The organism is Mycobacterium sp. IS-1496 (genome assembly GCF_001499995.1).
Classification (GTDB): Bacteria; Actinomycetota; Actinomycetes; order Mycobacteriales; family Mycobacteriaceae; genus Mycobacterium.
This window is the reverse complement of record NZ_LQIU01000014.1, coordinates 54,937-74,934: the sequence shown is the minus strand read 5'-3', so window position 1 is coordinate 74,934 and position 19,998 is coordinate 54,937. Positions and strand designations below refer to the sequence as shown.

The 19,998-nt window shown below is 71.4% G+C and carries 19 protein-coding genes and 1 tRNA gene; 14 read left to right on the top strand and 6 right to left on the bottom strand.

What is annotated here, in order from left to right; all coding sequences use genetic code 11:
- The first annotated feature begins 27 nt into the window (after window positions 1–27).
- A complete protein-coding gene (locus tag AU195_RS10090; protein ID WP_059158928.1) occupies window positions 28–1,092 on the top strand; it encodes a M42 family metallopeptidase in 1,065 nt (354 codons plus the stop codon).
- Between the two features lie 52 nt (window positions 1,093–1,144).
- Complete coding sequence (locus AU195_RS10085; RefSeq protein WP_286149206.1) at window positions 1,145–2,248, top strand: GGDEF domain-containing protein; 1,104 nt, start codon at window positions 1,145–1,147, stop codon at window positions 2,246–2,248.
- Window positions 2,249–2,258: 10 nt separating this feature from the next.
- Here AU195_RS10085 and AU195_RS10080 read toward each other — a convergent pair whose 3' ends face one another.
- Window positions 2,259–3,434: an acyl-CoA dehydrogenase family protein gene (locus tag AU195_RS10080; RefSeq protein WP_059158926.1), complete on the bottom strand. Its 1,176-nt coding sequence runs from the start codon at window positions 3,432–3,434 to the stop codon at window positions 2,259–2,261.
- A gap of 77 nt (window positions 3,435–3,511) precedes the next feature.
- On the opposite strand from AU195_RS10080, the gene AU195_RS26170 reads away from it, so the two are divergent.
- Window positions 3,512–3,640, top strand: coding sequence for a hypothetical protein (locus tag AU195_RS26170; RefSeq protein ID WP_286149205.1), 129 nt, complete (start codon window positions 3,512–3,514; stop codon window positions 3,638–3,640).
- A complete protein-coding gene (locus tag AU195_RS10075; RefSeq protein WP_286149204.1) occupies window positions 3,637–4,572 on the top strand; it encodes a short-chain dehydrogenase/reductase in 936 nt (311 codons plus the stop codon). The genes AU195_RS26170 and AU195_RS10075 overlap by 4 nt, the downstream gene beginning before the upstream one ends.
- Window position 4,573: 1 nt before the next feature.
- On the opposite strand, the gene AU195_RS10070 is transcribed toward AU195_RS10075, so the two are convergent.
- Both AU195_RS10070 and selD read right to left on the bottom strand, forming a co-directional pair.
- Entirely contained in the window at window positions 4,574–4,960 is a 387-nt protein-coding gene (locus AU195_RS10070) for a VOC family protein (protein ID WP_059158924.1), read from the bottom strand.
- A 21-nt stretch (window positions 4,961–4,981) separates the two neighbouring features.
- Complete coding sequence (gene selD / locus AU195_RS10065) at window positions 4,982–5,986, bottom strand: selenide, water dikinase SelD (RefSeq protein ID WP_082703025.1); 1,005 nt, start codon at window positions 5,984–5,986, stop codon at window positions 4,982–4,984.
- Between the two features lie 39 nt (window positions 5,987–6,025).
- On the opposite strand from selD, the gene AU195_RS10060 reads away from it, so the two are divergent.
- From AU195_RS10060 to nrfD, 8 genes are all read left to right on the top strand, one after another.
- Window positions 6,026–6,120: transfer RNA gene (locus tag AU195_RS10060), tRNA-Sec, on the top strand.
- A 24-nt stretch (window positions 6,121–6,144) separates the two neighbouring features.
- Window positions 6,145–7,431 (top strand): L-seryl-tRNA(Sec) selenium transferase, encoded by a 1,287-nt coding sequence (gene selA / locus AU195_RS10055; protein WP_059158923.1) that lies wholly within the window; start codon window positions 6,145–6,147, stop codon window positions 7,429–7,431.
- Window positions 7,422–9,128, top strand: a complete 1,707-nt coding sequence (locus AU195_RS10050; RefSeq protein ID WP_059158922.1) for a selenocysteine-specific translation elongation factor — start codon at window positions 7,422–7,424, stop codon at window positions 9,126–9,128. The genes selA and AU195_RS10050 overlap by 10 nt, the downstream gene beginning before the upstream one ends.
- Window positions 9,129–9,231: 103 nt before the next feature.
- Complete coding sequence (locus AU195_RS10045; protein ID WP_059158921.1) at window positions 9,232–9,588, top strand: PadR family transcriptional regulator; 357 nt, start codon at window positions 9,232–9,234, stop codon at window positions 9,586–9,588.
- A complete protein-coding gene (locus AU195_RS10040; RefSeq protein WP_059158948.1) occupies window positions 9,588–10,934 on the top strand; it encodes a permease prefix domain 1-containing protein in 1,347 nt (448 codons plus the stop codon). The genes AU195_RS10045 and AU195_RS10040 overlap by 1 nt, the downstream gene beginning before the upstream one ends.
- A 55-nt stretch (window positions 10,935–10,989) precedes the next feature.
- Complete coding sequence (fdh, locus tag AU195_RS10030) at window positions 10,990–14,256, top strand: formate dehydrogenase (protein WP_157531095.1); 3,267 nt, start codon at window positions 10,990–10,992, stop codon at window positions 14,254–14,256.
- Window positions 14,253–15,155: a 4Fe-4S dicluster domain-containing protein gene (locus AU195_RS10025; protein ID WP_059158920.1), complete on the top strand. Its 903-nt coding sequence runs from the start codon at window positions 14,253–14,255 to the stop codon at window positions 15,153–15,155. Before fdh ends, AU195_RS10025 begins: the two co-directional genes overlap by 4 nt.
- A complete protein-coding gene (gene nrfD, locus AU195_RS10020; RefSeq protein WP_059158919.1) occupies window positions 15,152–16,099 on the top strand; it encodes an NrfD/PsrC family molybdoenzyme membrane anchor subunit in 948 nt (315 codons plus the stop codon). The genes AU195_RS10025 and nrfD overlap by 4 nt, the downstream gene beginning before the upstream one ends.
- A gap of 4 nt (window positions 16,100–16,103) precedes the next feature.
- On the opposite strand, the gene AU195_RS10015 is transcribed toward nrfD, so the two are convergent.
- Complete coding sequence (locus tag AU195_RS10015; RefSeq protein WP_059158945.1) at window positions 16,104–16,802, bottom strand: cutinase family protein; 699 nt, start codon at window positions 16,800–16,802, stop codon at window positions 16,104–16,106.
- A 147-nt stretch (window positions 16,803–16,949) separates the two neighbouring features.
- On the opposite strand from AU195_RS10015, the gene AU195_RS10010 reads away from it, so the two are divergent.
- The gene (locus AU195_RS10010; protein WP_059158918.1) at window positions 16,950–17,966 is read left to right on the top strand and encodes a CobW family GTP-binding protein; all 1,017 of its coding nucleotides are present in this window, start codon (window positions 16,950–16,952) and stop codon (window positions 17,964–17,966) included.
- Window positions 17,967–17,997: 31 nt separating this feature from the next.
- On the opposite strand, the gene AU195_RS10005 is transcribed toward AU195_RS10010, so the two are convergent.
- Both AU195_RS10005 and AU195_RS10000 read right to left on the bottom strand, forming a co-directional pair.
- Entirely contained in the window at window positions 17,998–18,570 is a 573-nt protein-coding gene (locus AU195_RS10005; protein ID WP_082703021.1) for a hypothetical protein, read from the bottom strand.
- An 8-nt stretch (window positions 18,571–18,578) separates the two neighbouring features.
- Window positions 18,579–19,199 carry a DUF3159 domain-containing protein gene (locus tag AU195_RS10000; protein WP_059158917.1) on the bottom strand — a complete coding sequence of 207 codons (621 nt, stop codon included), beginning with the start codon at window positions 19,197–19,199 and terminating at the stop codon, window positions 18,579–18,581.
- Window positions 19,200–19,284: 85 nt separating this feature from the next.
- Between AU195_RS10000 and AU195_RS09995 the strand changes: the two genes are divergently transcribed.
- The gene (locus tag AU195_RS09995) at window positions 19,285–19,998 is read left to right on the top strand and encodes a TVP38/TMEM64 family protein (RefSeq protein ID WP_059158916.1); all 714 of its coding nucleotides are present in this window, start codon (window positions 19,285–19,287) and stop codon (window positions 19,996–19,998) included.

The window sequence follows — 19,998 nt, the reverse complement described above, 5'->3', positions numbered from 1 at the left end:
CGCCGGGCATCTGGGTAGAGGACACCGGTGAGCGATTTTCGTCGTGACCTCCTCCAGGAACTCCTGGCCACCTACGGACCCTGCGGCCAGGAGGCGGCGGTGCGCGACGTGTGCCGTCGCGAACTGGAACCCCTCGTCGACGAACTCTGGGTCGATGAGGCGGGCAACCTGGTCGGGGTCGTCCGCGGCGACACCGGCGACGGCGCAGGCACCCGCGTCATGGCGCACCTCGACGAGCTGTCCATGCTCGTCAAACGGGTCGATCCGGACGGCAGTCTGCACCTGACCCCGCTCGGCACCATGTATCCGGGCAACTTCGGGCTCGGACCGGTCGCCCTGCTCGGCGACCGCGAGACGCTCACCGGTGTGCTGACCCTGGGCTCCGAGCACACGACCAGCGAGAGCCGGCGGATCTGGGAGACCAAACCCGACCAGGGCGACAAGGCGTTGGACTGGCTGCACGTCTACGTGTTCACCGGGCGCACCCCCGAGGAGTTGACGGCCGCGGGGATCGGGCCCGGCACACGCGTGTGCGTCGACCGCAGCAAGCGCACCCTGTTCGAGTTCGGCGACTATCTCGGCTGCTACTTCCTCGACGACCGGGCGGCGTGCACCGCACTGCTCGACGCCGCCGCCAGGTTGCGCGGGTCGGGCCGGCGGCCCGCAGGCGACGTGTACTTCGTCTTCACCACCAACGAGGAGATCGGCGGGGTCGGCGGGTCGTACGCCAGCCGCACGCTGCCCGGTGAGCTGACCCTGGCGCTGGAGGTCGGCCCCACCGAAGCCGAGTACGGCACGACCTGCGGCGGCGGCCCGATCATCGGATACAGCGACGCCCTGTGCGTCTACGACAAGGACGTCGCCGACCGGCTGATGGCGATCGCCGAGGAGCGGGGGATGTCCCCGCAGGCGGCCGTGCTCGGGGCGTTCGAATCCGACGCGTCGCATGCGAAGGCCAACGGGCTCACCCCGCGGGCAGGTCTGCTGTGTTTGCCGACCCTCAGCACGCACGGGTACGAGGTCATCTCCAGGGCGGCCATCCCGGCGATGGCGGAGTTGCTGGCCGAGTTCCTGGCGCACCCCGCCGGGTAGCGGCCGGACGCCTTGTCCGGGCGGGATTTGCCCGGTCATGGACAATCGGGGGGTGACGTCGCGCAGGGACTCGGTGCGGCGGTGGTGGATGTTGCCGGACCACTTCGACTGGGTGACCGGCTATCTGCGCAGCCGCGGAATGATGGTTGCTGCGCGCACCCTGCTGTCCGTGATGGTCGGCTCCCTCGCCCTGGTCCCGATCTTGTTGGTGTTCAGCGATTTCGGACCGAAGTCGACGCTCGGTGTGGTGGTGTCGTGGCTCGCGGGCATCGGCGGGTGGTCGACGATGGTGCCCTACGTCCAGCGCTGGCCGAGCCGGGTGCAGTCACTGGTGGTGTCCTACATCGCCACCGCGTGCGTCGCCGCCATCAGCCTGGTCCAGTCCGACCCCACCATCGCAATCGTGGCCTGCTTCGGCTTCGTGACGCCGGGCGCGTACGTGGCCTTCCTGCACACCTCCCGCTACACCGTCCACGTCTTCGCGACGGCGGTGGTGGTGGCCGCGATCGCCGCGTCCCGGCTGGCCGCGAGCGGTCAACCGGTCGGTGCGCTCGCCCTGTTCTGGTTCGTCGTCGTGCTCAACGCGGTCATCCCGTTCGGTGTGCAGACGATCGTGCACGCCCTCGGGGTGGACGTGGTGCGCTCGGAGTGGGACCCGCTGACGGGGCTGCTGACCCGGCGGGCGTTCTATCAGCGGCTGCTGAACCTGGTGGCCGACAACCAGCCCGCGGACCGCAACCTGCTGATCGCGGTCATCGACCTGGACCGGTTCAAGACCCTCAACGACACCCAGGGCCACGCCGCAGGCGACCGGGCGCTGATCGCGGTCGGCCGTGCGCTGTCGCGCAGTGCCGACGACGACGCCCTGGTCGGGCGCACCGGCGGTGAGGAGTTCGTCGTCGCCGCGGTGTCCGCCTCGGCCAATCCGACCCAGCTGGCGATGCGACTGCTCGCCGCCATCGAGAGGGCGGCGCCGCTGACGGCGAGCATCGGCACCGCGAGCGCACCGCTGATGCGGCTGCGGGTGACGGGGTGGCGCGCCGGCATCGACGAGGCGATCACCGCGGCCGACGCGGCGATGTACGACGCCAAACGCGCCGGCGGCAACCAGGTGCGACACAGCGAGCTGCCGGTGGTGACCGACGACGACGCCTGACCCGGCGGATCTAGAGCCCGGGCTGGTCCTCGATGATCCCGAGCCAGATCTGCGCGGCGTCGATGGCGACCTTCTCCGAGATGAAGGCGTGCTGGGTGCCCGTGTAGATGTCGCGGAACGCCCGTTCGAGGCGACTGCCCTCGCGGATCGCGTCGGTGCCCGCCACCAGGTGCGCCCATTCGGCGCACTGCCGTGCGGTGTCGGTGGCGTAGACCGCGGCCACCCGCATGTCGGCACGCAGGGCGGGCGTCAGGTCGGCGCCGGAGGCGACGGCGGCTTCGGCGGTGGTGAACGCGTCGAGCACCAGCAGTCGTGCGGCCCGCCATGCCGCCGTGTGGTGGGCCAGGCCCTTCTGGAAGGTGGGGCGGCTCGCCAACGACGCCATATCGCTCATCCGGAACTTCGTCGCGGCGAGTTCGGACACGTCGTCGAGCATGCTCCTGGCGACTCCGAGCGCCCAGGCGGCGTGCCCGGCGGCGGTGACCGGCATCAGGCCCATCCGGGTGGCCGGCGAGGCGCCGCGGCGCGGGCTGCGGGAGAACAGCGGGAACGTGCGACGCGCGGGGACGAACACGTCCTCGACGCGGTAGTCGTAGGAACCGGTGCCCTTCAGGCCCTGCACGTGCCAGCCGTCGGTGAACGTGACCTCGTCGCGGGGCAGCACGGCCACCTGCATGTCGGGGACCCCGTCGCCGGCCCAGCGGATCTCACCGGCGTCCATCGGCAGGAATCCCGCTGCGACATACTGGGAATGCCCGGTTCCCGACCCGAAACTCCACGAACCGCTCAGCCGGTACCCGCCGGATGTGGCCTCCCCCTGCCCATTCGGGAAGAACTGACCGCCCATCGTCACGTGGTTGTCATGCGCGGTGAAGACCTCGGCGAATCCCTCGTCGGGCAGGTAGCAGGCCGCGGCGAACGACGACGGCAGGTTCGCGATCCCGATCCAGCCGAATGATCCGTCCTGCCAGGCCATTTCGGTCCACGTGTCGATCATCTCGGCGAAGGACGGTTCCGCGCCGCCCGCGGGGATCGGGTTGAAGGCGGACATCAGCCCGCTCGCCCACATCGCGTCGACGATCTGCGGGGACAGCGTGCGCAGCCGCTCACTCTCGTCCGCCTGCGACCGTACGAGGTCGCGCATGTCACGCGCCAGCCCGGCGACTCCGCACTGTCGTGTCTCCATCGCGGACGACCGTAACGGTTTGCCGCGGCCGCCGACGGGTATTTCAGGATCCCGTCACCGTCCGAAGGGAGCCCCCGATGGCCACTCCGATGTTGCGGCCACTGCTGCGCGCGGTCACCGCGGTGCTGCCGCGCCGGGCGCCCAAGCGGCCGCCGTGGGCTCCCGCGGCGCCGTCGTACCTCAGTTACCAGCTCCGAATCCGGTGATCGACGACGCGGTGCGGTTGGCCGGCCGAACCGCCGTGCGGCTGGCGCGCGGGATTCCCGTGGTCGGCAGCCGGTTCGGCGTACCGCCCCATCTCGACCTGGACGGCCGGGTGGTCTTCGTCAACGGCGCGGCGCGCGGGCTCGGCGCCCAGATCGCCCGGCAGGCGCACGCCCGCGGCGCCCGGGTGGCGCTGGTGGGCCGCACCCTGAAGCCGTTGGAGAACCTGGCCGCCGAACTCGGTGAGGCGGCGGCCGCGTTCGAGGCCGACGTCACCGACGCGGCGGCGCTGCGGCGAGCCGCCGAGGGTGCGGTCGCCGCGTTCGGCGGCATCGACGTGGTGGTCGCCAACGCCGGGATCGCGCCGCCGTCGGAGACCGTCGCCACCATCGACCCGGACGTCTTCGAGCACACCGTCGAAGTGGACCTGCTCGGCCAGTGGCGCACCGCGCGCGCCGCGCTGCCCGCCGTCATCGCGGCCCGCGGCCACATCGCCTTCGTCGGCTCGATCTACGCGTTCTTCAACGGTGTGCTCGCGGCCCCCTACGCGGTCAGCAAGGCCGGGGTGGAACAGCTTTCGCGTGCCCTGCGGGTGGAACTCGCCCAGCACGGCGTCACCGCAGGCATCGCGTATCTCGGCTTCATCGACACCGACCTGACCAGCGACGCGTTCGCCGACGAGCACGCCGCGGCGATCCGGTCGGCGGCGCCCGGTTTCATCACCAGGCCGATGAGCGCCGAGGCTGCGGCCGCGGCCGTGCTCTCGGGCGTCGAACGCCGCGCCGCACGGGTCACCGCACCCGCGTGGGTGGGCCCGCTGCTCGCGGCGCGCACGCTGACCACCACTGTGATGGACGACGTCCTGTTGCACAACCCCCGGGTCAACGGCGCGGTGCTCAGCGCTGAATCGCTTGCCGCGCAGTCGGATTCGTAGCTCAGTCGGGTCGCACGGTGGTCAGGCAGAACGGATGACCGGCCGGGTCGAGGAGCACCCGCCACGCCTGCCCGGGCTGGAACTCGGCCTCCGTCGCACCCAGTGCCACCGCAGCGGCCACCGCTGCGTCCAGATCCTCCACCGCGACGTCGACGTGCATCTGCTGACGTTGCGGGCCGTCGGGCCAGTCGGGCGCCACGTAGGTGTCGGCGCGCATCAGCGTGACCATCGGACCCGCACCCCCCAGGGCGACGACGCCGCGGTCCGGGGTGGCGAAGACCTCCTCCAGACCCAGCAGGCCGCGGTAGAACGGCGCGAGCCGGTCCGGGTCGGGGCAGTCGACGGAGATGGACGCCAGGGTGCCGACGGGTCCTTTCGGAGAAGTCATGTCCCACAGCCTAGATCGGCCTCAGCGCACGATGATCGTGTGTTCGCCGCGCGGTACGAGTGCGCCGATGACGGGGGCGCCGGGGACCTCGCCCGCGATGAGGAGACCGCCGGAGGTCTGGGCGTCCGCCAGCAGCAGCGCCTCGTCCCCACCGATAGCCGACAGGTCGGCGTGCGGGGCCACCCAGTCGAGGTTGCGCCGGGTCCCACCGCTGACGTATCCGTCGGCCAGCGCCTCGCGCGCCCCGGCGATGTAGGGCACGGCCGCCGCGTCGACCACCGCGGTGACGCCGCTGGCCCTCGCCAGCTTGTACAGATGGCCGAGCAGGCCGAAACCCGTGACGTCCGTGGCGCATTCGACACCGGATTCGAGTGCCGCCACCGCCGCCTGCGCGTTCAGCGTCGTCATCACCTCGATCGCCTCCTCGGACCGCTCACCGGTGGCCTTGTGCCTGCTGTTGAGCACGCCGATCCCCAGCGGCTTGGTCAGCGACAGCGGCGTGCCGGGTCTACCGGAATCGTTGCGCAGCAACTTGTTCGGGTCGGCGACACCCGTCACCGCCAGCCCGTACTTCGGCTCGGGGTCGTCGACGCTGTGCCCGCCGGCGAGGTGGCAGCCCGCGGCATTGCAGACGTCGAGCCCGCCGCGCAACGTCTCGGCGGCGAGTTCGAAGGGCAGCACATCGCGCGGCCAGCCCAGCAGGTTCACGGCCACCACCGGGCGGCCACCCATCGCGTACACGTCCGACAGCGCGTTCGTCGCCGCGATGCGGCCCCAGTCGTACGGATCGTCGACGACCGGGGTGAAGAAGTCCGTCGTCGCGATCAGCGCGGTGTCCCCGGCGATCCGGACGGCCGCGGCGTCGTCACCGTCGTCGAGACCCACCAGCAGCTCCCCGAGCGGGTTCTGCGGATGCGCCGCCGTCAGCCCGCGGACGACGTCCTCCAATTCGCCCGGCGGGATCTTGCACGCGCACCCGCCACCGTGGGCGAACTGGGTCAGACGGTGGGTCAGTCGCGACGTCATGCCCACCATGGTGCCTGCCATGATGGGGCCATGGCCCAGGGAGGCGTATCCGGTCTGGTGACCGGCGCGATCTTCAAAATCGTCGAACGGCAGGATCTGTCGTTGGCGGGTTCGATTCCCGTCCGCCTCCGCCATACCGCCCACGCTCAGGGTGCGGCGTGACCGACCCGCGCCGCCGCGTCCCCCGCACCGACGCGCTGCTCGCCGATCCGCGACTGGCCGAGGCGCAGCGCCTCCTGGGCCGCACGCTGGTCAAGGCGGTGATCGCCGACGCGCAGCAGCGGGCCCGCGCCGGGGACATCGCGCCCGAACAGGTCGCCGACCACGCCGTCGCCGCGCTGCCGTCCGCCGCGGTGAGCCTGCGTCCGGTGATCAACGCGACCGGGGTGGTCGTCCACACCAACCTCGGGCGCGCTCCGCTGTCCCGGACCGCCGTCGACGCGGTGGTGACGGCCAGCGGGGCGACCGACGTCGAATTCGACCTCGCCACCGGCCGGCGCGCCCGCCGGGGGCGTGGCGCGCTCGCCGCCCTCGCGCGGGCGGTGCCCACCGCCGGTGGCGCGCACGTGGTCAACAACAACGCGGCGGCGCTGCTGCTGGCTGCGATGACACTGGCGAGCGGGCGTGAGATCGTCGTCAGCCGAGGCGAACTCATCGAGATCGGCGACGGCTTCCGCATTCCCGAGCTGCTCGAATCGACCGGGGCGCGCATCCGTGAGGTCGGCACCACCAACCGCACCCATCTGCGCGACTACGCCGACGCGGTCGGCCCGGACACCGGCTTCGTACTCAAGGTCCACCCCTCGAACTACTACGTCAGCGGCTTCACCAGGACGGTGCCCATCGCCGAACTCGGGGGGCTCGGGGTGCCGCTGGTCGTCGACATCGGCTCGGGCCTGCTGACCCCGCACCCGGTGTTGCCCGACGAGCCCGATGCCACGACCGCGCTGCGCGACGGCGCCGACCTGGTCACCGCCAGCGGCGACAAACTGCTCGGCGGGCCGCAGGCGGGTCTGCTGTTCGGCAGTTCGGAACTGATCGAGCGGCTCCGCAGGCATCCGGCCGCCCGGGCGCTGCGGGTCGACAAGCTCACGCTGGCCGCACTCGAGGCGACCCTGGTCGGTCCGCCGACGCCGGTCGAGCGCGCGCTGACCGCCGACGTCGCCGCGCTGCGGGAGCGCGCGCAGCGCCTCGCCGACCGGCTTCCCGACGCGCATGCCGTCGACTGCGTCGCGGCGGTCGGCGGGGGCGGCGCCCCCGAGGTCGCGCTGCCCAGCGCCGGGGTCAGCCTGCCCGAGTCCTACGCACCCGCCCTGCGTGCGGGGACACCGCCGGTGGTGGGCCGCGTCGAGGCGGGCCGCTGTCTCCTCGATCTGCGCACGGTCGATCCGGAGGAGGATGCGCAACTGCTCGAGGCCATCGCCGCCATCGCGCCATGTACGTAGTCGCGACCGCGGGCCACGTCGACCACGGCAAGTCGACGCTGGTGCAGCGGCTCACCGGGATGTGGCCCGACCGGCTCGCCGAGGAGCAGCGCCGCGGCCTGACGATCGACCTGGGATTCGCCTGGGCCGACATCGGCGGCCGCCGGATCGCGTTCGTCGACGTGCCCGGGCATGAGCGGTTCGTCGCCAACATGCTCGCGGGAGTGGGGCCGGTCCCGGCCGTGATGTTCGTCGTCGCCGCGACGGAGGGGTGGATGCCGCAGTCGCAGGAGCATCTGGCCGCCCTCGATGCGCTGGGCGTGCGCCACGCCCTGCTGGTCGTCACGAAAACCGACCTCGCCGACCCGGCTCCGGCCATCGAGCAGGCGCTGGAAGCGTTCTCCGGCACCGGCATGGCCGGTCCGCCGGTAGCCGTCGGCACCGACCTCGACGGCGTGCGCACCGAACTGGTCGATCTGGTCGACCGGTTACCCGCCCCGGACGACACCGCTGAAGTCCGGCTCTGGGTCGACCGCTCCTTCACGGTGCGCGGGGCGGGCACCGTCGTCACCGGCACGCTCGCCGCGGGGACGCTGCGCGTGGGCGACGAACTCGAGCACGCCGGACGGCGTGTGACCGTGCGGGGACTGCAGTCGCTGGGGCAGCAGCGCAGCGCCGTCGGTCCGGTGGCCAGAGCCGCGGTCAATCTGCGGGGTGTGGAACGGCAGGAGATCGGCCGGGGCGACGCGCTGCGCACTCCCGGTGCCTGGCTCGACACCGAGGAGGTCGACGTCGCACTGCGCGTGGCCGACGACCTGCACCGCCAACTCGTCCTGCACATCGGTTCGGCCGCGGTGCCGGTGCAGGTCCGCCCCCTCGGCGCCGCGGCCCGGCTGCGGTTGTCCCGTCCGCTGCCGCTGCGGGTCGGCGACATCGGGCTGTTGCGCGATCCGGGGCAGCACCGCATCGCCGCCGGAGTCGTGGTGCTCGATGTGCGGCCCCCGCCCCTGCGGCGCCGCGGTGCGGCCCGCGAGCGTGCCGACGAGCTGGCCGAGGGACGGACGCGGCCGCCCGCGTTCGCCCGCGCATCGGATCTGCGCGCGATGGGATTGCCGCAGACCGGTCGGCGCATCGGGGCGTGGGTGGTCGACGAGACGTGGTGGGCCCAGCGGCGCGACGACGCGGTGGCTGCCGTGCGGCGGTGGTCGGCAGGCCACGACGTGGCGGCGGGAATGCCGTTGGAGGCGCTGCGACGTGAGATCGGCCTGCCCGCAATCGAACTCGTCGCCCCGCTGCTTTCGGACACCGCGCTCGAGGTGTCCGACGGCCGGGTCCGGGAACCCGGGATGACGCTGCCGCCGCGGGTCGACGAGGCGGTCCGCACCGTCGAGAAGTCGTTGGCCGCCGACCCGTTCCGCGCACCCGACGCGGACACGCTCGTCGAGTTGGGGCTCGGCGCAGCCGAATTGGCCGCGGCGGTCCGGGCGGGACGGCTCACGCGGATCGCCGACGGCGTCGTCCTCGGTGCGGATGCGCTGGGGCGCGCCGCGAGGATCCTCGAGACCCTTCCCCAGCCGTTCACCGTCGCCGAGGCCAAACGCGCGCTGGACACCACGCGGCGGGTCGCGGTGCCGCTGCTCGAGCAGCTGGACGCCCGGCGGATCACCCGCCGAGGTGACGATGGCACACGCACGATCACCGAACGCTGCCGGCAGTGATCGCAGAGCCCGTCGACGAAAGTTGACGCGCTGAACCGCTACACCGCCCGGAAGCCGCAAAAGCCGGACGCTCCATACCTAGCGCTGCTAGGGTAGAGGCGCTATGCATATCGACAAGGACCTCGTGGCGGCCACCGCGACACCACTCGTCCTCGGCATCCTCGCCGAGGGCGAGTCCTACGGGTACGCCATCATCAAACGCGTCCACGACCTGTCCGGCGGCCGCATGCAATGGACCGACGGCATGCTGTATCCGCTGCTGCACCGGCTCGAACGGCTCGGCTACGTCTCGGCGTCGTGGGGCGTCTCGGAGACCGGGCGCCGCCGCAAGCACTACGCGATCACCGATGCGGGCCGAGAGATGCTGGCGGAACGGCAGAGTCAGTGGAGCGTCGTGGTCGACGCGCTGAACCACGTGTGGTGCGACACCCGCCCGCCGCTCGCCGAAGGGTGGTCGTGATGGACGCCGACACCACACTGGAATCGCAGATCGCCCAGTGGCGCGGATACGTCGAACGTCATCAGTCGATCTCCGCGGCCGACGCCGACGAGATGGAAGACCATCTGCGCAGCCAGATCTCGGACCTCGCCGCGGCCGGGCTGATGAGCGACGAGGCGTTCCTCGTCGCGGTCAAGCGCATGGGCAACACGCACGGCATCTCCCGCGAGTTCGCACACGAACACTCCGACCGGCTGTGGAAACAACTCGTGCTGATGCCCGCCGCACACGACACCGCAGAGACCCGCCCGACGCGTGAAGTGTGGGTGGTGCTCGCGCTCGCGGTCGGCGCAGCCGTCGCGGTCAAGGCCGGCTCGGCCCTGCTCGGCGAGCAGGCGTTCGCCCGCAACGCCGCGCTGTTCGTGCTCCCGTTCCTCACGGGCTACTTCGCCTGGAAGCGCCGGATGCCGCCGCGCGCCGCCGCGGCACTGCTGGTGCCGTTCTCACTGGCGGCGGCGGTGCTCAACGGCTACCCCTTCCGCCCCGAAGGGGCGACCGAGGTGATCGCGGTGATCCACACGCCGATCGTGCTGTGGTTCGTGGTCGGCCTGGCCTATGTGGGAGGTCAGTGGCGATCGGACCGCCGCCGCATGGACTTCCTCCGGTTCACCGGCGAATGGATCGTCTACCTGGCCCTGCTGGGTATCGGCGGCGGTGTCCTCGTCGCGCTGACCGTCGGCGCGTTCGACGCGCTGGGCATGGACGTCGAGTGGGTGATCGAGAGCTGGGTGCTGCCGTTCGGCGCGGCGGGCGCCGTCGTCGTCGCCGCCTGGCTGGTGGAGGCCAAACAGAACGTGGTGGAGAACATCGCCCCCGTCCTCACCCGGGTGTTCACCCCGCTGACCATCCTCATGCTGCTGGTGCTGCTCGTCGCGTTCGCGGCGGCGGGCAGCGTGGTGGGCGTCGACCGCAACCTGCTGATCCTGATGGACCTGATCCTGGTGCTGGTCCTCGGACTGGTGCTGTACGCGATCTCCGCGCGCGACCCGCAGGCCCCGGCCGACCTGTTCGACCGCCTGCAACTCGTCCTCGTGCTCAGCGCGCTGGCGGTCGATCTGCTCATGCTGGTCGCCATGCTCACCCGGATCGCCGAGTTCGGCGTCACGCCGAACAAGGTGACCGCACTGGGACTGAACCTCGTTCTGCTGGTGAACCTGACGTGGTCGGCGCGGCTGCTCGCCGGCTTCCTTCGCGGCCGCATCCCGTTCACCACCGCCGAACGCTGGCAGACCCGCTACCTCCCCGTGTTCGGCGTGTGGGCGGCCATGGCGGTCACCGTGATCCCGCCGATGTTCGACTTCGTGTAGAAGTGGTTTGATCAGGGGCGCGCCGGGTATCGCCAGCCCACTCGAGGAGGACGGTGTGGACTTCAGGAAGCTGATCGAGTCGTGGCCGGTGTACCGCCAGCTGACCGGCGACGACGCGCTGGGCCGCGGCAAGGCCGCGCAGTCGAAGCGCTCCCTGACCCTGACACCGCGCACCACCGAAGCCGACCACGTCGCCCACTCCGTCTGCCCGTTCTGCGCCGTGGGATGCGCGCAGAAGGTGTACGTCAAGGATGACAAGGTCGTCCAGATCGAGGGCAACCCGGACAGCCCGATCTCCCGGGGCCGCCTGTGCCCCAAGGGTTCTGCGAGCAAACAGCTGGTCACCGGGCCGCAACGCCTGACCAAGGTCAAGTACCGCCCGCCGTACGCGACCGAGTGGCAGGACCTCGACCTCGACACGGCGATGGACATGGTCGCCGACCGCCTGCTCGACGCGCGCGAGAAGGGCTGGCAGCAGTTCGACGCCGACCGCAACACCCTGCGCCGCACCATGGGAGTCGCGAGCCTCGGTGGGGCGACGCTCGACAACGAAGAGAACTACCTGATCAAGAAACTCTTTACCGCCCTGGGGGCGTTACAGATCGAGAACCAGGCGCGTATTTGACACAGCGCCACGGTTCCCGGTCTGGGGGCCTCCTTTGGTCGCGGCGGGGCGACGGACTATCAGCAGGACCTCGTCAACGCGGACTTCATCGTCATCATGGGATCCAACATGGCCGAGGCCCATCCCGTCGGGTTCCAGTGGGTGGTCGAGGCGAAGAACCGCGGCACCGAGGTCGTGCACATCGACCCGCGGTTCACCCGCACCAGCGCACTGGCCGACCGGCACGTCTCGCTGCGTGCCGGTAGCGACATCGCCTTCCTCGGCGGGGTGATCAACCACATCCTGAGCAACGACCTGGACTTCCGGGAGTACGTCACCGCGTACACCAACGCGTCGTTCATCGTCGACGAACGCTTCAGCGACGCCGAGGATCTCGACGGTCTGTTCTCCGGCTACGACGACCAGACCGCGTCCTACGACCCGTCGACGTGGCAGTACGAGCGCACCGATCCGGAGAAGGGCGGCGCCGAGGCGAAGGAGGAGAGCGCGGCGTACGAGTCCGGGTCCGGCGGCCCGCCGCTCGAGGGCGGCGCCGGGGAGATCCCCCGCGACGAGACGCTGCAGCACCCGCGCTGCGTCTACCAGATCCTCAAGCGGCACTACGCCCGCTACACCCCGGAGATGGTCGAGCGGGTGTGCGGTGTGCCCGCCGAGCAGTTCCTCGAGGTGGCGCGCAAGTGGGCCGAGAACTCGGGACGGGAGCGGACCGCCGCGCTGGTCTACAGCGTCGGCTGGACGCAGCACACGATGGGCGCCCAGTTCATCCGCGCCGGCGCCATCATCCAACTGCTGCTCGGCAACATCGGCCGCCCCGGCGGTGGGGTGTTCGCGCTGCGCGGGCACGCCAGCATCCAGGGTTCGACCGACGTGCCGACGCTGTTCAACCTGCTGCCCGGCTACCTCGCGATGCCGAAGGCGGGCCAGGCGACGCTGGCCGACTACCTCGACGACATCAAGAGCCGCAACCAGAAAGGCTTCTGGCACAACGCCGATGCGTACATGGTGTCGCTGCTCAAGGAGTACTGGGGCGACCACGCAGGAGCGGAGAACGACTTCTGTTTCGACTACCTGCCGCGCATCAACGGCGACCACGGCACCTACCGCACCGTGATGGACATGGTGGACGGAAAGGTGTTCGGATACTTCCTGCTCGGCCAGAATCCCGCGGTCGGGTCGGCGCACGGCCGGTTGCAACGCCTGGGCATGGCGAACCTGGACTGGCTGGTGGTGCGCGACCTCGTCGAGATCGAGAGCGCCACTTTCTGGAAGGACGGGCCCGAGATCGAGACGGGTGAGATCACCCCCGAGACGTGCCGGACCGAGGTGTTCCTGTTCCCCGCCGCCTCGCACGTCGAGAAGGCCGGCACCTTCACCCAGACCCAGCGGATGCTGCAGTGGCGGGAGAAGGCCGTCGAACCACCGGGCGACGCCCGGTCCGAGCTGTGGTTCTTCTACCACCTGGGTCGGATCCTGCGGGAGAAGCTGGCCGGTTCCACCGACGAGCGCGACCGCCCGCTGCTCAGTTTGTTCTGGGACTACGCGATGGACGGCGACGAACCCTCGGGTGAGGACGTGTTGCGGCGGATCAGCGGCGTGGACCTGACGACCGGCCGCGCGGTGGACGACTACATGTCGCTCAAGGCCGACGGCAGCACCATGAGCGGCTGCTGGATCTACAGCGGCGTGTACGCCGACGAAGTCAACCAGGCGGCCCGCCGCAAACCGCACGACCAGCAGGGGCCCTACGAGAACGAGTGGGGCTGGACGTGGCCGATGAACCGGCGGGTCCTCTACAACCGCGCATCGGCGGACCCGCAGGGCCGGCCGTGGAGTGAGCGCAAGAAGCTCGTCTGGTGGGACGCCGAGACGCAGGAGTGGACCGGCTACGACGTCCCCGACTTCGAGAAGCACAAGCCGCCGGACTACCGGCCCGCACCCGAGGCGGTGGGCGTCGAGGCGCTGCACGGGGACGACGCGTTCATCATGCAGGCCGACGGCAAGGCGTGGCTGTTCGCGCCGAACGGCGTCGCGGACGGTCCGCTGCCCACGCACTACGAGCCGCACGAGTCGCCGGTGCGCAACCCGCTCTATGCGCAGCAGGGCAACCCGGCCCGCAAAGTCTATGGGCGAGCGGACAATCCGTCGAACCCGTCACCGCCGGAGCGCCACGGCGAGGTGTTCCCGTACGTGTTCACCGCGGCCCGGCTGACCGAACACCACACCGCGGGCGGCATGAGCCGTCAGCTGCCTTACCTGGCCGAGCTGCAGCCCGGCCTGTTCGTCGAGGTCTCCCCGCAGTTGGCGGCCGAACGCGGGCTGACCCACATGGAGTGGGCGCACGTGATCACCAGCCGGGCGGCCGTGGACGCCCGGGTGTTCGTCACCGACCGGATGCGTCCGCTGCGCATCGACGACCATGTGGTGCACCAGATCTGGATGCCCTACCACTGGGGCAACGCCGGGCTCGTCGACGGTGACGTGGTCAACGACCTGCTCGGCGTGGTCGCCGACCCGAACGTGTTCATCCAGGAGAGCAAGGTCGCCACGTGCGACATCCAGCCCGGGCGGCGCCCGCGCGGGACCGCGCTGCTCGAGTACATCGCGATGTACCGGCAGCGGGCCCGCATCACGATCGACACGGGCACCGACCTTGACACGACCAAGGCGTCGACCGACCACACCGAGGAAACGCCATGAACGAGAACAGCTTCTACGGCCCACTCGATGACGTGGCCGGTGACGCGGGCTACTCCGGACACCCCGAACGGGTCGGGTTCTTCACCGACACCTCGGTGTGCATCGGGTGCAAGGCCTGTGAGGTCGCGTGCAAGGAGTGGAACGAGGTCCCCGTCTCAGGAGATGGGGACGGCTTCAACCTGCTGGGCATGTCGTTCGACAACACCGGCAACCTGGGCGCCAACTCGTGGCGGCACGTCGCGTTCATCGAGCAGCCCGCGCCGGAACGCGAGCCCATCGATCTGGGCATGCCCGACGTCAGCGGCGCGGGGATCGACATGGTCGGCCAGCGGCCGGACTTCCGGTGGCTGATGGCCTCCGACGTCTGCAAGCACTGCACCCACGCGGGGTGCCTGGACGTGTGCCCGACCGGGGCCCTGTTCCGCACCGAGTTCTCGACCGTCGTTGTGCAGCAGGACATCTGCAACGGTTGCGGCTACTGTGTCTCGGGCTGTCCGTACGGGGTGATCGAGCGACGCGAGGGCGACGGCCGGGCGTGGAAGTGCACGCTGTGTTACGACCGCCTGCACGACGGTCTGGAGCCCGCCTGCGCCAAGGCCTGCCCGACGGATTCGATCCAGTTCGGCCCGCTCGACGAACTGCGGGAGCGGGCGGCGCTGCGGGTGGAACAGCTGCACGAGCGCGGGGCGACCGAGGCGCGGCTGTACGGCCACGACCCGAACGACGGGGTGGGCGGCGACGGCGCCTTCTTCCTGCTGCTCGACGAGCCGGAAGTGTATGGGCTGCCGCCGGATCCGGTGGTGCCCACCCGCGACGCGGGCGCGATGTGGCGGTACGCCGGGATGGCGGCCTCGGCGCTGGTGGGTATCGCGGTGTCCGCGTTCGCGAGGCGCTCGTGAAGGAGCAGTTGGCCGTGCCGAAGGCCGAGTTCCGGTCCTATTACGGGCGCCAGATCCTCAAGACCCCCGTGTGGAACTGGATGATCGCGGCCTACCTGTTCACCGGCGGGCTGTCGGCGGGCTCGGCGATGCTGGCCGCCGGCGCGGATCTGACGGGTAGGCCCGGCCTGCGGAAGGTGTCGCGGATCGGCTCGCTGGTCGGTCTGCTGGCGAGTATGTACTTCCTGATCGGTGATCTCGGCAGGCCCGAACGGTTCCACCACATGCTGCGGGTCGCCAAACCCAGCTCGCCGATGAGCATGGGCACGTGGATCCTCGGCGCCTACGGGCCCGGCGCCGGGGTGGCCGCCGTGGCGGAGCTGATGCCCGCGCGCCTGCGGCGGACCCGGGTGGGCCGGCTGCTCGGCTGGGCGGCGCGGCCCGCCGGGCTGGAGGCCGCCGCAGTGGCGCCCGGTGTCGCGTCCTACACCGCGGTCCTGTTGTCGCACACCGCCGTTCCCGCATGGAACGAGGCCCACCCCTATCTGCCGTTCGTGTTCACCGGATCGGCGGCGGCCAGCGGCGGCGGGCTGGGCATGATGCTGGCACCGCTCGGCGAATCCGGCCCGGCACGCCGGATGGCGGTCGCGGGCGCGGCGCTCGAGGTCGCGGCGTCGCGGACCATGGAGCACCGGCTCGGAATCGTCGGCGAGGCCTACACCACCGGCAGGGCGCACCGGCTGCGGCAGCTCTCCGAGATCCTGACCGTCGGGGGCGCGGCCGGGGCGGTCGTCGGGCGGAACCGGGCGGTGCTCGCGGTGTCGGGTGCGGCGCTGCTGGCCGGCAGCGCGCTGCAGCGCTTCGGCGTCTTCGAGGCCGGGGTGGAGTCGACGAAGGATCCGAGATACGTCGTGGTGCCGCAGCGGGAACGCCTCGCCGCCGGTGAGCCGGCGCGAGCCCGCTGACCGCTCACAGGTGGATCGCGGCGAACCCCGCTCCCTGGTGGACCATGCCGTTGACCGGATACGACGAGTGCGCGGTGGTGTTGCCGCCCGGCCCGCAGACCGGATCGCCCGCCGCGCACAGTTCGATCGTCCTGGCGCCGTAGAGCGGTCCGGTGACCACCGGGGGCATCGCGTACTTCTGCAGGAACGGTCCCGACGGCTTGCCGAGCAGGACCACCGCGGCGACGTTGTCGGCGACGTCCGGGGCCAGCGCGGGCGGCATCGGGGCGGGCGTCACCCCCTGGGGCACCACGTCGCCGGTGACGAATCCCGAGACCATCGCCCCCTGGGAGAACCCGCCGAGCACCAACCGGGTGTTGGGGCAGATCACCGACATGACCTGGACCCGGTTCGACGCGTCACGGATGCCGTCGACGACGGTGCTCGGGAAGGCCGGGCTGGTGAACTCGCTGCTGGCCGGGTAGTTGACGCCGTAGACGCCGAGCGTCCGGAAGCCGATCTGCGAGCGCAGCGAGTCGACGAACGCCTGCCCGGTCCCGCCGATCCCCGGCGGTTCGGCGGTGCCGCGGGCGAAGATCACCTCGACGTCCGGGCACGGCTGCGCCGCCGCCGCGGGCATGACCCCGCCGACCGCAGCGGCCCACGCCAGACCGGTCACCCCGGCCAGCCGGCGCACAGCTCTCCACGTCGCGATGACGTCCATCCCCACCCCCACAGTCGCGTGTCCCACCCGACCCGGAGACCGATGCTAATACCGGTGTCAACGGCGACGCCTAAGATTCCGGCGAGCGCCGGGCGAACGAGCACCGGCGGCTCACCCTGTGGAACGAGCGCTGCGGAAAGGGGTCCGGTGTCGACAATCCCGGTCATCGCGTTGACCGGCTATCTGGGTGCCGGGAAGACCAGCCTGCTCAACCATGTGTTGCGGGCGCCCGATGCGCGGGTGGGCGTGGTGATCAACGATTTCGGCGAACTCAACGTCGACGCCGCGCTGGTGACCGGCCAGGTCGACGAGCCGGCGTCGATCGCCGGTGGCTGCATCTGCTGCCTGCCCGACGAGGGCGGGCTCGACGCCGCGCTGGAGAAACTGGCCGACCCGAAGCTGCGCCTGGACGCGATCATCGTCGAGGCGAGCGGTCTGGCCGATCCCGTCGCGGTGTCCCGGATCATCCGGTTCAGCGGCGTGGACAGGGTGCGGCCCGGCGGCGTGGTCGACGTCATCGACGCCGCCATGCACTTCGACACCGTCGACCGCGGCGGCGCACCGCCCGCCCGCTACGCGGCGGCCTCGCTGGTGGTGGTCAACAAACTCGACCAGATCCCCGACGAGGAGCGTGCCGCCGCGCTCGGGCGCATCGAATCCCGGGTCCGCGAACGGCATCCGGAGGCGCACATCGTCGGCGCCGTCGGCGGCCGGGTCGATCCGGCGCTGCTGTACGACGTGCCGGACGCGGACGCCCCGGTCGGCCAACTGTCCTTCCGTGAGCTGCTGATCGACGGCGCCGACGACGATCCGCACCATCACGTGCACGCGGTGTCGGTGACGGCGACCAGCGAGGGCGGCGTCGACCCCGGCGCACTGTTCGACCTGCTCGAAGATCCACCCGCGGGGGTCTACCGGCTCAAGGGCACGGTCGCGGTCCGCTACCGGGAGCGTGCGCGCCGCTACGTCGTCAACGTCGTCGGCCCGTCCGTGCACGTCGCGGCGGGGACGCCGGGCAGCACGAACGTCCTGGTGGCGATCGGGACCGGGTTCGACGTCGACGCGGTCCGTGCGCGCGTCGAGGCGGCGCTGCGTCCGTGCGACGGTCCGGTGCCGGCGGCGGGGCTGCGCCGCCTGCAGCGCTACCGGCGGCTCAGTGTCTGACTGAGGGACCTGTCTGACTGAGTACCGGCGTCTAGGTGCCGCGGTGCCCGGCCTCGGCGGGCAGCGGCGGCGGTAGCGGAGCGGTCGGCGTGCGTTCGGCGGGCGCGGGTCCGGCACCCGGGGACGCGGGCGCGCTCGGGGCCGTCTGGCCGTGGAACTCCAGCATCGTCTCCTCGCGGACGACGTCGTCGCCGATGGTGACGGTCAGCGCCTCCGACGTGACGGTGTAGGTGGCCACGTTGTTCGACGCGACGTACTCGCCGTCGCCCGTGGCCGTCGCCGCGGTGATCAGCTTGGCGCCGTCGCGGACCCGCACCCCGCGGTACTGGTACTTGCCGTCGGGTGACTTGCACACCGCGATGCGGGAGCTGTCGGTTCTGCCGTACGCCACCGCGGTGCTCGGTGAGGCGCAGCGGGCGGTGGAGTCGACGAACCCCTGCGCGTCGGAGACGGGTGCGGCCGCGGCAGGCGGCACGCCGAGACTCAGCAGCGCCGTACCCGCCGCCGCGGCGACGGACCAACGGATGAGGAAGCGGGAGGTGGGCATCACCGTCCACTGGACCATGCCCGGCCGGCGGAGGCGAGCGCCGAAACCGAGACACAACTGGATCGTTAGGTCTCCGAGACAGTCAGCGCCCGGTTGGCCGCGCGGACCGCCAGGTAGATCGCCGTGGACGTCACGACGAACACCGGCCAGCCCATCGCGATGCGCGCCACCGCCAGCAGACCTTCCCGGTCGCTGTCGTACAGGTGGTACTGCACGCCGAAGCGCGTCCACGACACCGCGGCCATCATCAGCGTCGCGGCGTCGAAGACTCTCCGGACCCGCCGCACATCGCGCCACGAGCCGTCGCGGCCGGTGAACCAGGCCCACACCACCCCGACCGCGGGCCTGCGGACCACCACCGACAGCGTGAACACGACGGCAAGACCGAGGTACATCCAGATGCCGGGCAGGTAGAAGTCCTTGCTGCGGCCGGTGATCCAGGCGACGGCCGCGCACAGCGCCACCGCGGCGAAGCCCAGCACCGCGGGACGGGTGGACTCCCCGCGCGCCAGTTGCCACCCGAGGACGGCGGCCGCAGCGGCCTGCGCGGCCACGACGGCGGGAACCAGCCCGAACAACGCCGAGGTCGGGGCGAAGGCGGCGACGGGCAGGGCGGTGGAGACCAGTCCGCGGATTCCGCCCGCGCGGGCGAGCAGGCTCTGCAGCGGGGGTGCCGATTCCGTCATACGGGCCGAGCGGCGGGCCGGCGGGACATGGCCCGAGGGTACTGCGCGGTGACCGGATGCGACAGCGTCCCGCCGCTACGGCAGGATGGCGCCGGTGACCTCCCGGCGGCGCCACATCGCGCGGCTGGCCTTCTTCGCCGCGCTGGTGTTCGTCGTCTTCTACCTGGTGGCGGTCGAGCGGGTGATTGACGTGGACGCGGTCCGCGGTGCGGTGGCGTCGACCGGACCGGTCGCTCCGCTGACCTACGTCGTGGTGTCGGCGGCGCTCGGTGCGCTGTTCGTGCCCGGCGCGCTGTTGGCCGGCGGCAGCGGTCTGCTGTTCGGTCCGGTGCTGGGCACCTTCGTCACGCTGGGCGCGACGGTCGGCACCGCGGTCGTCGCCAGCCTCGTGGGCCGGCGCGCCGGACGGGACAGCGCCCGCGCGCTGCTGGGGCCCGAACGCGCCGACCTGATCGACGCGCAGATCGCCCGGCGCGGCCTGTGGGCGGTGGTGGGACAGCGGTTCATCCCGGGCGTCTCCGACGCGCTGGCCTCGTACGCGTTCGGGGCGTTCGGTGTTCCGTTGTGGCAGATGGCGGTCGGGGCGTTCATCGGTTCGGTGCCGCGTGCGTTCGTCTACACCGCGCTGGGAGCGTCGATCGGCGATCTGTCGTCGCCGCTGGCGTACACCGCGATCGGTATCTGGGTGGTGACGGCGGTCGTGGGCGCCTTCGCCGCGCATCGCGGGTACCGGCGCTGGCGGCGGCGCCGGCCGTCGAGTCCGGACGGTGACACACCCGAGTCGCCCGATCACGCCTAG

Excerpts from the sequence above, each read along its gene's own strand:
- AU195_RS10045 (WP_059158921.1), top strand. The coding sequence starts at position 9,232 with ATGCATATCGACAAGGACCTCGTGGCGGCCACCGCGACACCACTCGTC.
- AU195_RS10040 (WP_059158948.1), top strand. The coding sequence starts at position 9,588 with ATGGACGCCGACACCACACTGGAATCGCAGATCGCCCAGTGGCGCGGA.
- AU195_RS09995 (WP_059158916.1), top strand. The coding sequence starts at position 19,285 with ATGGCGCCGGTGACCTCCCGGCGGCGCCACATCGCGCGGCTGGCCTTC.
- selD (WP_082703025.1), bottom strand. The coding sequence starts at position 5,986 with ATGACGTCGCGACTGACCCACCGTCTGACCCAGTTCGCCCACGGTGGC.
- AU195_RS10080 (WP_059158926.1), bottom strand. The coding sequence starts at position 3,434 with ATGGAGACACGACAGTGCGGAGTCGCCGGGCTGGCGCGTGACATGCGC.
- AU195_RS10025 (WP_059158920.1), top strand. The coding sequence starts at position 14,253 with ATGAACGAGAACAGCTTCTACGGCCCACTCGATGACGTGGCCGGTGAC.
- AU195_RS10000 (WP_059158917.1), bottom strand. The coding sequence starts at position 19,199 with ATGACGGAATCGGCACCCCCGCTGCAGAGCCTGCTCGCCCGCGCGGGC.
- AU195_RS10015 (WP_059158945.1), bottom strand. The coding sequence starts at position 16,802 with ATGGACGTCATCGCGACGTGGAGAGCTGTGCGCCGGCTGGCCGGGGTG.
- AU195_RS26170 (WP_286149205.1), top strand. The coding sequence starts at position 3,512 with ATGGCCACTCCGATGTTGCGGCCACTGCTGCGCGCGGTCACCGCGGTG.
- AU195_RS10070 (WP_059158924.1), bottom strand. The coding sequence starts at position 4,960 with ATGACTTCTCCGAAAGGACCCGTCGGCACCCTGGCGTCCATCTCCGTC.
- AU195_RS10050 (WP_059158922.1), top strand. The coding sequence starts at position 7,422 with ATGTACGTAGTCGCGACCGCGGGCCACGTCGACCACGGCAAGTCGACG.